We start from the raw sequence: 13,528 nt of genomic DNA on the forward strand, positions 1-13,528 counted from the left end.
ACCGCCCCGAGATCGACGTCAGCGGATCTACTGACGCCCACGGTAAGTCACGGTCGATGTATCTGTCACCGGAGCCGGAGAGTCGTGTTCCGTCGGGTTTTTCCGCCCGTATACAAAAAGGCGGTTCCGGTTACCGCGGCGTCACAGCGGCGATCACGCGACGCAACGCGGGCTCCGCAGAGTGGTCGCCATGGGACTGAAGCTCAGGAAAGGCCGCTCGATCGACCATCCGGGCGTCGGCGCCCCCCACGGCCACGGCACGCGAGCCTGGCGGCGCGAGGCCGTCGAGTTCGCGGCGCTGTTCGTGGCGGCGGGCATCGCCCACCTGTTCTCCACGGCGCTGGGCCACCGCGAGTCCGGCGCGCTGATGCTGATCGCGCTCGGCGGCGTCCTGTGCGCGATCGTGACGGCGCACATCTGGCTCACCCACCGGCGTCACTCGTCCGGATCCCGACCCGTGCCGGAGACCGTGGTCCCGGCCGCCCGCCTGTGGCGCGTACGGGCGCGGGTGCGGGAGACGCCGGGGCAGCTGGCGGCGCTGGCCGCCGCGACCGCCGCGATCGGCGGCAACATCATGTCGCTCAGCACCCAGCCCGACACCGACGGCACCGTCGACGAACTCCACGTCCAACTGCCCGAGCCCGTACGGGCCGAGACCCTGGTCGAGGCGCTGACCGCGGCGGGCGGCCGGTCGGTACGGGCCCGCCCGGCCACCATGCGCGAACTGGTCGACCCGGTCACCCGCGCCCTCCTGCTGGCGTCGTGGGCCGGCGAGGACCCGGACCGGCTGCCGGTCGCCCTCGCGGCACTGCTGGAGGCGCGCCTCGTCCCCGACGCCGGCGACCACGACGGTCGCGAGACCCTGTCCCTGACCGCACCGTCGGGGGACCGGATCCGGCTGCACCGGCCAGGGCTGCCCTTCACCGCCACCGAGACGGCCCGCGCGCTCGCGCTGCTCGGCCAGGCCCGCCGGACGGCCGAACCCCGGGCGACGTGAGCCGCCCGGAGCGTGCTTCGACCGTGGAAGTCAACTTCTCGGCCGCGAACGACCGAGCTGTTGGCTCAGTCGGCCACACCGATTCATGCTCTCCTGCGCGGCTGGCTGCCGGGCCCGGAGTCACATCCGCCACATGTGTGCAGCGCGGGACCGTTGACAGGGCCCCACGCCGGGGAATCCCCGGCGATATCCGTCCGGTCAGTGCCATCTAAGCCGTATCCCCGGAAGCCGGTTCGTGCCTTACAGAAAGGCTCACGAACGGATATGAGGAGACTACCGGACCGCTACGCGGTCCGGGGCCCAAAATGTGATTCCTCCCGGGCGTGAACACCCAGGGTTCCTTGCAAGAACAAGCTGAAGAATGTGACCATGCGCTGAATGTGACCATGCGCCCGATCGCCGGGCGCGACGAACTCGACCTCTTCTGCCGGCTGCCCTACGTCCTGAACGAGGAACTGCCGGACGACCTCGCCCAAGGCCGCAGACGGGCGGAGTGGATGTGGGTGGCCCTGCACAGGGACCGGCTGCTGGCCAGGATCGCCTGGTGGGCTCGGCCGGGACGCGACACCCCGCACCTGCTGGACATCCTGGACATCGACGACGGCCTCCCCGCTCGTTCCCGTGTCGAGGTCGGTGAGCGGCTCCTGCGTACGGCGACGGCCGCCGTCCTCCCGGACGGGGCACGCCGGCCGGAGTACAGCCGGTTCGTTCCGCCCGACTGGCGCGACGGCGCCGCCACCGGCCGCGCCGTCCAAGACCGCATGACGATCGTGGAGCGCACCGGCGCCCGGCTGTTCGTCGAGCGGCTCCGCCTGGAATGGCGCCCCGGGACCACGCTGCCCGACCCGAGCGGCCGTCTCGCCTTCCGCACCCCTCACGACGGTGCGGAACTCCTCGGTCTCATGGTCTCGGTCCTGGACGGGACGCTGGACGCCCACGGCCGCGACGACCTGACCCGCATGTCGCCTCACCAGGCCGCGACCCGCCACTACGAGGACGAGTTCGCGCGCTACACCAGCCCCCGAGGCTGGTGGCGCGTCGCCATCCTGCCCGGCGGGGAACCCGTCGGCTTCGTGATCCCGGCCCGCAACGCCTACAACCCGATCATCGCCTACATCGCGGTACTGCCCGAACACCGCGGCAACGGCTACATCGACGACATCCTCGCCGAAGGCACCCGCGTCCTCGCCACGGAGAACGTTCCCCGCGTCCGGGCTTCGACGGACCTCGGCAACACGCCGATGGCCGACGCCTTCGAGCGAGCCGGATACGTCAACTTCGAACGCGAGATCAACATGACCTGGGACTGACGCACGACCACAGGGGCGCTGTCCGTTTCCGGGATCGCGGCGAAGGCCAGGAGGGGTGCGGCGGTTCGAAGAATGCTTCCGGCAAGCCGAGAACGAGGCCGGGCCGGCAGCAGGGCGGCGAGTAATCCTCACTCCACCCTGAGGCCGCCTCCTGATGCGGCGGGCGACGGCGGGTAGTCGTCGACGGTCATGGAGTTGTAGAGGCGTGCGCTCTTGGTGGTGAGGCGGACGAGGGCGCGGCTGGGCCGCGCGGGCAGGGCGGAGATCAGGCGGGCGCCCTGGACCAGTCCCGACACGCCGAGGCGGGACGTGGGGATCAGGGTCTTCGCCGCGCTCAGCGCGACCGCGCGGCTGCCGCGCACGTACTCCGCCATCGCGCGCTCGTAGGCGGGGAAGGCGCGCTCGTGGTCGCCGCCCGCCCGCGCCAGCTCCCCGGCGAGGACGTACGCGCCGACGACGGCCAGGCTGGTGCTGCCGCCGACGGCCGGGCCGGGGCAGTAGCCCGCGTCGCCGACGAGCGTCACCCGTCCTCGCGACCAGGTGTCCATGCGGAGCTGGGTGATCGAGTCGAAGTAGAACGCCGGGGTGCGGTCGAGCGCGTCCAGCCAGCCGTCCACGTCGGCGTGCATGCCGTCGAAGGCACCGCGCAGCAGCTCCTTCTGCCGGGCCACGTCCCGGTGGTGGTAGTCGAGCTCGCGCTCGCTCCGGAACAGGAACAACGCCCGCGCGTCGCCGAGGTGCCGCGCGCCGTACATGCCGGCGGTGCGGCCGACGCCGACGTGGATGAGGAGCTCGCCGTCGAGGCCGGCGGTGTTGGGCAGGGTCAGCACCCCGAGGTAGGCCCCGATGAAGGCGCTGAAGCGGGACTCGTCGCCGAAGACGAGGCGGCGCACGGTGGAGTGCAGCCCGTCCGCGCCGACGACGAGGTCGAACCGGCGCGGCGCGGTGTTCTCGAACCGTACCTCGCCGTCGGGCGAGATCGCGGTGATCGAGTCGCCGAAGACGTACTCGACGTCGTCGCGCGTGGCGTCGTAGTAGATCTCGCTCAGGTCGTCGCGCATGATCTCGACGTGCCGGTCGGAGGTGGCGCTGAAGATCTTGGAGAGGTCCGCCCGGACGGGACGCGGTGCGCCCTCCCGGTAGAGGGTCATCCGGTTCGTGCCGGTGGCTCGCTCCTCGACGCGCGGGAGCACGCCCATCTTCTCCGAGATGTTCATCGCGGGCCGGAACAGGTCGACCGCGTGGCCGCCGGTCTTGCGCAGAGCCGGCGCGCGCTCGACGACGGTGACGGAGAAGCCGTGCCTGGTGAGCCAGTACGCCAACACCGGACCGGCGATGCTGGCGCCGGAGATGAGAATCCGCATGAGCATGCCTCCTTACTTAACGATAGGTAAGGATACGCCCATTACTTACCTACCGTTAAGTCAGATAGGCTGACGGCATGCCTCGTCCCTCTGACACCAAGCAGCGGATCCAGGAGGTCGCCCGCGAGCTCTTCGCGCAGCAGGGGGTGCAGCGGACCAGCCTGCAGGAGATCGCCGACCGGCTGGGCATCACCAAGCCGGCGCTCTACTACCACTTCTCCTCACGCGAGGAACTGGTCCGCAGCATCGTGCAGCCGATCATCGACGAGGAAGAGGCGTTCCTGGCGGATCAGGAGGCGCTGGGCGAGGTCGAGCCCCGCGCCCTGCTGGAGGCATACTTCGACTTCCACTACCGCCACCGCAGAGAGATCGTGCTCATGCTCAGCGAGCTGACCACGCTCGCCGACCTAGGCCTGATCGACCTCGTGCTGGACTGGCGCGGGCGGCTGGTGAAGCTGCTGCACGGCCCCGAACCCACGCTGGAGCAGGCCACCCGGGCCGTGATCGCCTTCGGTGGCCTCCAGGACTGCACACTCCAGTTCGCCGACCTGCCGAAGGACGAGCTCTGCCGGGCGGCCGTGGACGGCGCCTGCGCGGCCCTGGGCATCGAGCCGCGGCGCGAAGCCCGGCGAAGGGCGTGATCAGGCTCTTCACCGGGCGGTGGTCTGGCGACTGGTTCGGTAGCGGCCCGGGGTCGTTCCGATGATGTTGGTGAACGCTGCGATGAAGCTGCTGGGGTTGGCCCATCCGCAGGCGTGGGCGGTGTGGACGGTGTCGTGGCCGTCGGCGAGGAGCACGAGCGCGTGGTGGATGCGTAGCTGCGTGCGCCACTCATAGAAGGTCATGCCGAGTTCGTCGCGGAACAGCCGGCTGAGGGTTCGGGTGCTGGCTCCGATCGTCTTCCCGAGTTCGGCCAGCGTGGCGTTGTGCGCCGGCTTCTCGTACAGCATCCGGGCGATGGCCTGCAGTCGGTCGTCCCGTGGCTCCGGCAGGTGCAGTGGCTGTTCGTGTGCTTCGCGGAGTTCATCGACGAGGACTCGAAGGAGGCGAGAGCGCGCGGAGCGGCTGTAGCCAGGCGCGGCGTCGTCGTAGTTGCGGGGGCCGGTCAGGGCGAGCAGGACCTCGCGGGCGAGGTCGGAGACCAGGAACACGGCGGGATGGTCTGGTATGAGCCGGGCGAGGGACGGCGCGAGAAAGACGATCCGCATATCGGTATCGCCGTGGGCGCGGTGATAGTGCGTGAACCGGGCGGGAGTCCAGGCGACCCGGTTGGCGGGAACGATCGACGTGCCGCGCTCGGTGTGAACCGCCAAGACGCCGCTGGCCGCGTATACCAGGTGTCCCCGTGCGTGCGACTGCACCGCGCTTGTTTCGCCGGACGGCCAGAGGTGGCGCCCGCCGGACGGCCACACGTGTGACGTCACACCGGCGATCCGGCGAGGTTGGCGGGGAACGAGCATCGGTTGGCATCCTACCGGTGGCAAGCCACGCCTTGATCTGGCGACACTGCCTCCATGCGAAGTGGTCTTCAGCCGGGTAGAGCGCCCGACCGAACCACATGTCATCGAGGCAGCGTGCCTCGATGCCGCGGCCTGAGAGAGGGAGAAAACGCATGGCGACGTTCGTCCTCGTGCCCGGCGGTTGGCACGGCTCCTGGTCGTTCGAGGCGGTGGTTCCGCTGCTGGAGCGTGCCGGTCATGCCGTTCACGCCCTGACCCTGACCGGTCTGCGGCCGGACGACGACAACGCGACGGTCGCGACCGCCAACCTCGACGCGCACGCCGACGACGTCTTGCGGCTCCTCGATCGCGCCCACATCACCGGCGCGACGCTGGTCGGCCACAGCTACGGCGGGATGGTGATCGCTGCCGCAGCCGACCGCGCCGACGGCCGGATCTCACGACTGGTGCATCTCGACGCCTACGTACCGCGCGATGGCGAGTCGTGTTGGTCTTCGACGACCGAGCGCTACCGACAAGCGTTCGCTGCCGGCGCCGCGACTACCGGATACGCCGTCCGACCGCCGGACGGCGGCGATCCCCGCCGCCGTCCCCACCCCCTCGCCTCGTTCCTGCAGACGATCCGGCTCACAGGCACGCACGCCCAGGTCCCCCGCCGGGAGTTCATCTACTGCTCGGGATGGGAGGACCGGACGCCGTTCGCCGAACTCCGCACCCGACTCCAAGCCGATCCCGAGTGGCAGGTCCACGACCTCCCAACCGGCCACGACGCAATGCATGAGGCCCCGGAGTCGGTCGCCGCACTACTGCTCGGCGAACGCATCGCGGATGCGTCGACGCACGGCCGACAGGCTTGCCATTGAAGGTCACATGGTCGAGGGTTGCTCCGCGGTGGCGGTCTTGAAGCCGGTGAAGCCGTCCATCGCGACGACCTCGAGGCAGTCCGTCGGTGACGCGGAACCGCCCTCGTCGTACGCGGCGGCGAACGCCGCCTCCGGCAGCGCGGCGCGGATCCGGGCCGTGGCGCGGTCGATGTCGTCGCGCTCGACGGGTCCGGCGGCCAGCCCGGACGACCGGCGCACCGCGGCCGCCGCGCCCAGGAGACGGGCGGCCGGCGTGGGGTGACCGGCGAGTCCCAGTGCACCCGCGACGGCCTCGAGGGCGCCTGCCGTGTCGCGGGGAGCCTCCATCCGGAGCGCGGCGACGAGGGCATCGCGGTGGAACGCCAGCGCCGTGGCGGCGTCCCCGCGACGCTCGGCCACGTAGCCGAGGCCCATCTGCAGGAGCGGCAGATGCGGCGGCGGCACCGCCTCGGTGTCCCGGGGCACGGCCCGCAGCAGCGTCTCCAGGTGCTCCTCGGCGACGTCCAGATCACCCTCGCGCAGCGCGGTGAGGCCCACGGTGATCCGGGCGAACACGACGGCCGGCTGATTACCCTGCTCCACGGCGAGCCGCAGCGCCCGCTCGCCGTACTCCCGCGCCGACGGGTACGCGCGGCGCATCATCGCACTCCAGCCCAGCCAGGCCAGCCGCATGGCGACGTCGGGCCAGAGCCGGAGCTCCTCGGCCGCGGCCAGCCCCCGGCGCTGGAGGCGGTCCGCGCGTTCGTGGTCGCCGGTCAACTCCGCCAGGGCACCGAGCCACTCGGCCGCCTGCAACTGCCCCCAGCGGTCGCCGACCTCGGCGAACAGACGCGCCGCCCGCTCGACCTCGCTCTCCAACAGGGCGGGGTCCCCGTGTGCGTGCGCGTACTTGGCCCGGAGGATGAGGACCGCGGCCCGGCCCCACCGGTCGCCGGTCGCGTCGAATCCCTCGAGGGCCTGGTCGAGCAGCGCCGCACCGGCGGCGAGGTCCTCGACCTCGCCCGCGGTGAAGGCCAGGAACCACCGGGCGCGGGCCAGCGCGGCCGGCGCGTCGGCGTCCTCGAACAACCGCAGCGCCTCCTGCCGACGGACGGCCCAGTCGGTACGGTCGCCCTGCAGGAGGGCCATCCCGGCGCGCCAGACCAGCGCCATGGCACGACACCGCGCCTGCTCCGGGACGAGTGCCGGCCCATCGCCGACGACCTGCCCAGGGGCGTACGGCATGGCGCAGCCGACAGCCTGCCCAGGGGCGTACGGCGGGGCGTCGCCGACGGCCTGCTCGGGGGCGAGCTCCGGCCCGCCGCCGAGCGCGCGAACGTGCTCGTAGGGCGCTGGGTCGTCGCTGAGTGTGCGTGCTTGCGTGGGGGTGTTCGGCGGGGTGCCGCTGAGTGTGCGGGCGTGTTCGGAGGGTGCTGGGTCGTCGCTGAGTGTGCGTGCTTGCGTGGGGGCGTCTGGTGGGGTGCCGCTGAGCGTGTGAGCGTGTTCGGAGGGTGCTGGGTCGTCGCTGAGCGCGCGAGCCTGCGTCGGGGCGCCGCTGAGCGCGCGAGCCTGCTCGGAGATGCGCGCCGGGCCGTCGCGGAGTGCGAGGGCGGCCTCGAGGGATCGCCGTGCCTCGGCCAGTCGGCCGCGCAGGAACCAGGACCAGGCCTGGGCGTTCACGAGCCGCAGCGCCGACTCGGCGTCGCCGTTGGCCACCGCGTCGTCGAGCGCCGTCCGCAGGTTGGCGGCCTCGGTGTCCAGGACGCTCAGCCACCGTGCCTGGTCGTGCCCGTACAGGTGCGGCTCGGCGCGCTCGGCCAGCGCCGTGTAGTACCGGCGGTGCCGGCGGCGTACCGGCTCGTGTTCGCCCGCCTCCTCCAGGCGGTCCGCGCAGTAGGCGGCCACCGACTCCAGCAACCGGTAGCGAGGCCCGTCGTCGCCGTGCTCCGTCATCACGACGAGGGAGCGATCGACCAGGCGGACCAGCAGGTCGAGCACCTCCTCCGCCGGCAGGCCGGCTCCGGAGCAGACGGCTTCGGCGGCCTCCAGCGCGCACCCGTCCGCCTGGACGGAGAGCCGGCGCAGGACCGTGCGTTCCGGTTCGGACAGCAGCTCCCAGCTCCAGTCGATCATCGCCATCAGCGTCCGCTGCCGCTGCGGAGCACCCCGATGACCGGTGGCCAGCAACCGGAACCGGTCGTCCAGCCGGGCCACCAGGCCGTGCACCCCGAGGGCACGCATCCGCGTCGCGGCCAGTTCGAGGGCGAGCGGGATGCCGTCCAGCCGCCGGCAGAGCACCGCGACGGCCGGAGCGGTCTCCACGTCGAGCCGGAACCCGCGCGCGGCGGCCGTCGCCCGGTCCACGAAGAGACGGACGGCGCTCGACCGCGCCAGCGCCGCCGGATCCACCTCGTCGGCGCGGGCGGGGATCTCCAGCGGCGGAACGCTCCACACCACCTCGCCGGTCAGCCCGAGCGGCTCCCGGCTCGTCGCGAGCACGCGCAGCCCCGGAGTCGCCCGCAGCAGCCGATCCGCCAGCTCGGCCACCGGCTCGATCAGGTGCTCGCAGTTGTCCAGCACCAGCAGCAGCCGTTGCACCGAAAGGGCGTCGGCGAGGCGGTCGACCGGCGCGACGGGCCCGCCCTCGCCCGCGGCGTCGCGGATGTCGAGGACGCGCATCACCGCGTCGGCCGGCGCGTCCACCGGGGCGGCCGCCGACGCCGACGACCCGGAAAGGCCCGCCAGTTCGACGAGCCAGGCGCCGTCGGGGAAGCCGTCCGCCAGCCGGGCGGCGGCCTCGACCGCCAGCCGCGTCTTCCCGACACCGCCCGGCCCGGTGAGCGTCACCAGCCGGTCGGTCGCCAGCCGGTCGGCGACCGCGGCGAGGGCGTCGTCGCGGCCGATCAGCTCGGTCGTGGGCGCGTGCAGATTCGTCCGTGGCCGGGCGGGAACACCAGGGGCCTGCGGCGCCTCCAGCGCGGGGTCGTGCTCGAGGATCGCCTGGTGCAAGGCGACCAGCTCCGGACCTGGATCCAGCCCGAGCTCGTCGGCCAGTTCGGTGCGCAGCCGGTCGTAGCTGTCGAGGGCCTCGCTCTGCCGCCCGCTGCGGTACAGGGCGCGCATGTGCGCGGCGCGCAGCCGCTCCCGCAGCGGATGCGCGCTCAGCAGGTCGCCGAGTTCGCCGACCAGCGCGCCGTGCTCCCCGACGGCGAGACGGACCTCGGCGTGGTCTTCCAGAGCGGTGAGCCACTGCTCCGTCAGCCGCGCGACGGTCGCCTGCGCGAAGGGCTCATCGGCGAAGTCGGCGAGCGCCGGACCCCGCCACAGGGCCAGGGCGTCCGCCAGGGCCGCCGCCGTCGCGGTCGGCTCGGCGGCCTCGCGTGCCCGGCGAATGAGTGACCGGAACCGGTGCGCGTCCAGCCGGTCATCGTCGACCTGAAGGAGGTATCCGGCCGGCCGGGACACCACCAGCGTCCGCGTGCCCGGCTCGGCGTCCTCCAGAACACGCCGCAGCTGGGAGACCTTGGCCGAGAGCGCTCCGGAGGGATTCCCGGGCAGCCGGTCGCCCCAAAGGTCGTCGATCAGCCGGTCGGCGGGAACCGGACGTCCCGCGTGCACCAGCAGGTCGGCCAGCAGCGCCCGTACCTTCAAACCGGGTACGGGCACGGGGCGGCCGTCGTCGGTCCACACGGAGAGGGGACCGAGCATCCCAAAGCGCATGAGCCGCACGATAACCCCGTACGGCCCCGCCCCGCCTTCCGGCAGAGCCGCGGCGGCGCGCTTGAACGGGAAGCGGTTCGCGTTCGGTCGCGGCGACTCCGTACGGCCCTGTCCCTGCCTTCCGTGAGAGCCGCTGCGGTGGGCCCGTACGGATGCGGCTCCCGTATGGGCGCGGCGTCCGCGTTCGGTCGTGGCGATCCCAGACGGCCCTGTCCCGCCTTCCGCAAGAGCGGCTGCGGCGCGCTCGTACGGGCGCGGCGTGCGCGTTCCGGTCGCGGCGACCCCGTACGGCCGCGTCGCGCCCTCCGCACGAGATGTCAGAGCAGCCGGGCGATCTCGGTGGCGGCGGCGCGGACGCGCGGGGCGATGGCGGACTCCTCCTGCGCGCCGATGGTCACGACGCCGACACTGGCCGCGGCGGGCCGCCCCGTCGGTGTGATCGGCGCGGCGAGGCCCCACGCGCCGGGTTCCAGCTGGCCGGCGGTGACCGAGTAGCCGGCGCGGCGGGCGTTCTCCACCACCGGCGGCTCGTCCGGCACGGGCGGGCGGCCGGCGAGGATGGCGATGCCGGGTGCGCCGTGGTCGATGGCGTGCCGGTTGCCCGGACCGTAGGCGACGTGGAGGTCGGAACCTCGAGGCTTGGCCACGGCGAGCGCGACCACCTCCTCCTCGGTGTCGCGTACGGCGATGAAGGCCGTGGCATGGCAGTCGTTGGCCAGGGACTGGAGTGCGCCGGCGGCGGCGGAGCGGAGCCGCTGCTGCACTGCGGCGCCGAGTTCGACGATGCCCAGTCCCAGCGTGAAGAGGTTGCCGGTCCGGGTGACGAGGCGGTGGTTGCGCAGGGCGGTCAGGTGCCGGGCCACGGCGTTGCGGTGCACGTCGGCGATACGGGCGAGCTCGGAGATGGTCAGCCCACCGGGATGCTCCCGGAGGATCTCGAGAAGGCGCAGGCCCGTGTCGATCGTCTTCGACCCCGCAGTGGCCGGGCCGGGCTCCCCGGTGGCCGGCTCCGGGGACGCCGGCGCCCCTGCGGTCCTCTCCGGCGGTTCGGTGGCGGGCGAACTGGACCCGGCGGCCGGCTCGGCGACGGGAGGGCCGGGTGCCCCGGCGGTCGGTTCGGGGACGGGCGGGCCGGTCCGGTGGGTCGGTTCGGGGACGGGCGGGCCAGGTGCCCCGGCGGTCGGCTCGGCGTCGGGCGGGCCGGGTGCTTCGGTGGTCGGTTCGGGGACGGGCGGCGGGCCGGACCGGCCGGTCGGTTCGGGCACGGGTGTGCCGGTGCGCGGGCGGCCGGGCGGGTCTGGGCGCGGGTGGTCGGGCCGGTCTGGGCGGTGGTGCCATTGGTCGGTCATCGGGCGTCGCTCCGGCTAACGGGAGTGAAGCGGACGGGCAGGTGCTTGATTCCGGCGATGAAGTTGGAGACCAGACGGGCGGGCGGGCCGGCGGTCTCCAGGTCCGGCAGCCGCCAGAGGAACTCCCGGTAGAAGATCCGCAGTTGCAGGCGGGCGAAGTGCGCGCCGAGGCACACGTGCGGGCCGTCGCCGAACGCCACGTGGTCGTTCGGGCGTCGCGCGATGTCGAACCGCGTCGGTTCGGCGAACCTCCGCTCGTCGCGGTTGGCCGAGGCATGGAACACCACCACCTTGTCGCCGGCGGCGATCGGGCGTCCCGCGAGCACGGTGTCCCGCGCGGCGGTGCGCCGGAAGCTGAGCACGGGCGGATGCCAGCGCAGCATCTCCTCGATCGCGGAGTCGAGGAGTTCGGGGTGGCCGAGGAGACGCCGGTGCTGGTCCGGGTGGTCCAGCAGCGCCATGATGCCGCCGGGCAGGCCGGAGCGTACGGTGTCGTTGCCGGCGATCACCAGCAGGAAGAAGAACATCGACAGCTCGGGGTCGGTGAGGCCCCGGCCGTCCACCTCGGCCGTGGCGAGGGCCGTCATCAGGTCGTCCGCCGGGTGCCGGCGCTTGACGGCGGCCAGCGCGTGGGCGTACTCGAACATGTCGCGGAGCGCCGCCGGGGACCGCGGGTTGACCGGCGCGCCATCCGGCCCGCGGGCCGCGCCGCCGTGCTCGGGATCCTGGTAGCCGATGACGCGGTTCGTCCACTCGAGGATCCAGCCGCGATCCTCCTCCGGGATGCCGAGCAGGTCCGCGAGATTCTGGATCGGATAGTCGTCGGTGACGTCGACCGGCAGGTCGCATTCGCCGCGTTCGGCGATGCCGTCAACGAGCAGGCGGGCGCGCCGCTCGACGTCGGCCGCGAACCGCTCGACCCGGCGGGGCGTGAACACCTTGGCGGCGATGCGCCGCAGCCGGCCGTGCTCCGGCGGGTCGAGGTTGAGCATCATCTGCCGGACGAACGGGAGGTCGGCGGGGTCCGGGTCGCGGATCTGCGTCGCCCCGATCCAGGAGCTGTACTCGCCGGGAGTGCGCAGCACGTGGGCCACGTCCGCGTGCCGGGTCACGGCCCAGAAGCCCGGCCCGGCCGGCCAGCCGCCGACCTCGTGCTCCTCCTGCCAGCGCACCGGGTCCTCGTCCCGCAGGCGACGGTACGTCTCGTGCGGGATGCCCCGCGCGTAGATGCGCGGGTCGAACACGTCGAGGTTCATGCGGGCAGGAAGCGCTCGACCGCGGAGACGAGGGCGAGCGGCGTCTCGTCCATGGCGTAGTGGTCGGCGTCGTGCACGGATTCAGACCCCCAGCTCTCATGCCCGGGTAATGGGCACGCCGATTGAAAAACGGGCGTTTGCTAGGGGAGCATCCGTTCTGACAGCGGCACTGTCAACGGCGACGCGGAAACCGGCGGTCCGGACGCCGCCGTCGACCTGCCCGGCCTGCGACCGATCCGATTACAGGAGGGCGGCCTCGGCGAGATACTTGCCGACCACGGCGATCTCCTCGTCGCCCAGGGGGATCTGCGGCAGCGCGGTGGTCGGGTGGTCGATGACACCCCGCAGGTGCAGCGCGGCCTTGAACGCCCCCAGAGCCGAGGAGTTGCGGCCCATGTGCGGACCACCGGCGTTCACCAGCCCGAACAGGCGGAACAACCGCTCCTGCTCGGTACGGGCCGCCGCCCAGTCGCCCGCCGACGCCGCTCGGTACAGCCGTACGTACCCGTGCGGGTCGACGTTGCCCAGCCCGGGGACGACGCCGTCCGCGCCCATCGCCAGCGCCGAGTCGACCGTCAGCTCCGAACCGGTCAGGACCGAGAACGACGACAGGCCGCGGTCCCGGCGGCCGAGGATCACCTCACGCAGCCCGGCGTCGTCGCCGCTGGAGTCCTTGAGCCCGGCGAGCGTGCCTTCGGCTGCCAGCTCCAGCACGAGGTCGGCCCCGAGCTTGCTGTGCACGGACACCGGCAGGTCGTAGGCGTACAGCGGGAGACCGGCCTTGGCGATCATCCGGAAGTGCAGCGCGATCTCGGCGGGGTGGGTGCGGGTGTAGAAGGGCGCGGTGGCGACGAGGGCGTCGGCGCCCGCCTCGACCGCGACCCGCACATGGTCGAGCACGCGCGGCGTGGTCATGTCGATGACGCCGGCCAGCACGGGGACCCGTCCGGCGACGTGGCCGAGCACGGTGTCCAGCACGACCTTCCGGTGCCCGTCGGGCAGGAAGGCCACCTCCGACGACGATCCCAGGACGAACAGGCCGTCGACCCCGCCGTCCAGCAGGTGATCCACCAGCCGCGTCAACGAAGCGGTGTCGACCTCGTACTCGCGGGTCAGCGGGGTGCACACCGGGGGGATGACGCCGGACAGCTTGGTGGCGGTGGTCATCGATTTCCCTTCAGTCTCCGGGTCAATGGACAGGTGCGAGGAACGGCCTCGACTTCGGCCGGT

Annotated in this window: 10 protein-coding genes; 4 read left to right on the forward strand and 6 right to left on the reverse strand. The window is 72.6% G+C overall.

From position 1 onward, the window contains the following. The first annotated feature begins 190 nt into the window (after positions 1 to 190). Both ACQP2O_RS18995 and ACQP2O_RS19000 read left to right on the forward strand, forming a co-directional pair. On the forward strand, positions 191 to 997 hold the full coding sequence (locus ACQP2O_RS18995) for a hypothetical protein (protein ID WP_433186563.1): 807 nt from the start codon (positions 191 to 193) through the stop codon (positions 995 to 997). Positions 998 to 1,383: 386 nt separating this feature from the next. Next, the gene (locus ACQP2O_RS19000; protein WP_433191066.1) at positions 1,384 to 2,307 is read left to right on the forward strand and encodes a GNAT family N-acetyltransferase; all 924 of its coding nucleotides are present in this window, start codon (positions 1,384 to 1,386) and stop codon (positions 2,305 to 2,307) included. Between the two features lie 128 nt (positions 2,308 to 2,435). Here the strand turns inward: ACQP2O_RS19000 and ACQP2O_RS19005 are convergent, their stop codons facing one another. Beyond that, positions 2,436 to 3,671 carry an FAD-dependent monooxygenase gene (locus ACQP2O_RS19005; protein WP_433186566.1) on the reverse strand — a complete coding sequence of 412 codons (1,236 nt, stop codon included), beginning with the start codon at positions 3,669 to 3,671 and terminating at the stop codon, positions 2,436 to 2,438. Between the two features lie 77 nt (positions 3,672 to 3,748). Between ACQP2O_RS19005 and ACQP2O_RS19010 the strand changes: the two genes are divergently transcribed. Then, the gene (locus ACQP2O_RS19010) at positions 3,749 to 4,312 is read left to right on the forward strand and encodes a TetR/AcrR family transcriptional regulator (protein WP_433186569.1); all 564 of its coding nucleotides are present in this window, start codon (positions 3,749 to 3,751) and stop codon (positions 4,310 to 4,312) included. A gap of 9 nt (positions 4,313 to 4,321) precedes the next feature. Here ACQP2O_RS19010 and ACQP2O_RS19015 read toward each other — a convergent pair whose 3' ends face one another. After that, complete coding sequence (locus ACQP2O_RS19015) at positions 4,322 to 5,131, reverse strand: AraC family transcriptional regulator (RefSeq protein WP_433186571.1); 810 nt, start codon at positions 5,129 to 5,131, stop codon at positions 4,322 to 4,324. Between the two features lie 152 nt (positions 5,132 to 5,283). Between ACQP2O_RS19015 and ACQP2O_RS19020 the strand changes: the two genes are divergently transcribed. Continuing rightward, positions 5,284 to 5,994: an alpha/beta fold hydrolase gene (locus tag ACQP2O_RS19020; RefSeq protein WP_433186574.1), complete on the forward strand. Its 711-nt coding sequence runs from the start codon at positions 5,284 to 5,286 to the stop codon at positions 5,992 to 5,994. A 3-nt stretch (positions 5,995 to 5,997) separates the two neighbouring features. Here the strand turns inward: ACQP2O_RS19020 and ACQP2O_RS19025 are convergent, their stop codons facing one another. The 4 genes from ACQP2O_RS19025 to ACQP2O_RS19040 form a co-directional block, all read right to left on the reverse strand. Next, positions 5,998 to 9,693 carry a BTAD domain-containing putative transcriptional regulator gene (locus ACQP2O_RS19025; RefSeq protein WP_433186577.1) on the reverse strand — a complete coding sequence of 1,232 codons (3,696 nt, stop codon included), beginning with the start codon at positions 9,691 to 9,693 and terminating at the stop codon, positions 5,998 to 6,000. A gap of 317 nt (positions 9,694 to 10,010) precedes the next feature. After that, a complete protein-coding gene (locus tag ACQP2O_RS19030; protein ID WP_433186579.1) occupies positions 10,011 to 11,042 on the reverse strand; it encodes a helix-turn-helix domain-containing protein in 1,032 nt (343 codons plus the stop codon). Continuing rightward, positions 11,039 to 12,298 (reverse strand): cytochrome P450, encoded by a 1,260-nt coding sequence (locus ACQP2O_RS19035; protein WP_433186582.1) that lies wholly within the window; start codon positions 12,296 to 12,298, stop codon positions 11,039 to 11,041. The genes ACQP2O_RS19030 and ACQP2O_RS19035 overlap by 4 nt, the downstream gene beginning before the upstream one ends. Before the next feature lie 240 nt (positions 12,299 to 12,538). Then, positions 12,539 to 13,465 carry a dihydrodipicolinate synthase family protein gene (locus tag ACQP2O_RS19040; RefSeq protein WP_433186584.1) on the reverse strand — a complete coding sequence of 309 codons (927 nt, stop codon included), beginning with the start codon at positions 13,463 to 13,465 and terminating at the stop codon, positions 12,539 to 12,541. Between the last annotated feature and the right edge of the window lie 63 nt (positions 13,466 to 13,528).

Origin of the sequence: Actinoallomurus sp. CA-150999, assembly GCF_050942425.1 — a bacterium.
In the GTDB taxonomy this organism is placed as follows: domain Bacteria; phylum Actinomycetota; class Actinomycetes; order Streptosporangiales; family Streptosporangiaceae; genus Actinoallomurus.

Excerpts from the sequence above, each read along its gene's own strand:
- ACQP2O_RS19010 (WP_433186569.1), top strand. The coding sequence starts at position 3,749 with ATGCCTCGTCCCTCTGACACCAAGCAGCGGATCCAGGAGGTCGCCCGC.
- ACQP2O_RS19030 (WP_433186579.1), bottom strand. The coding sequence starts at position 11,042 with ATGACCGACCAATGGCACCACCGCCCAGACCGGCCCGACCACCCGCGC.
- ACQP2O_RS19040 (WP_433186584.1), bottom strand. The coding sequence starts at position 13,465 with ATGACCACCGCCACCAAGCTGTCCGGCGTCATCCCCCCGGTGTGCACC.
- ACQP2O_RS19000 (WP_433191066.1), top strand. The coding sequence starts at position 1,384 with ATGCGCCCGATCGCCGGGCGCGACGAACTCGACCTCTTCTGCCGGCTG.
- ACQP2O_RS19005 (WP_433186566.1), bottom strand. The coding sequence starts at position 3,671 with ATGCGGATTCTCATCTCCGGCGCCAGCATCGCCGGTCCGGTGTTGGCG.
- ACQP2O_RS18995 (WP_433186563.1), top strand. The coding sequence starts at position 191 with ATGGGACTGAAGCTCAGGAAAGGCCGCTCGATCGACCATCCGGGCGTC.
- ACQP2O_RS19015 (WP_433186571.1), bottom strand. The coding sequence starts at position 5,131 with ATGCTCGTTCCCCGCCAACCTCGCCGGATCGCCGGTGTGACGTCACAC.
- ACQP2O_RS19035 (WP_433186582.1), bottom strand. The coding sequence starts at position 12,298 with ATGAACCTCGACGTGTTCGACCCGCGCATCTACGCGCGGGGCATCCCG.
- ACQP2O_RS19020 (WP_433186574.1), top strand. The coding sequence starts at position 5,284 with ATGGCGACGTTCGTCCTCGTGCCCGGCGGTTGGCACGGCTCCTGGTCG.
- ACQP2O_RS19025 (WP_433186577.1), bottom strand. The coding sequence starts at position 9,693 with ATGCGCTTTGGGATGCTCGGTCCCCTCTCCGTGTGGACCGACGACGGC.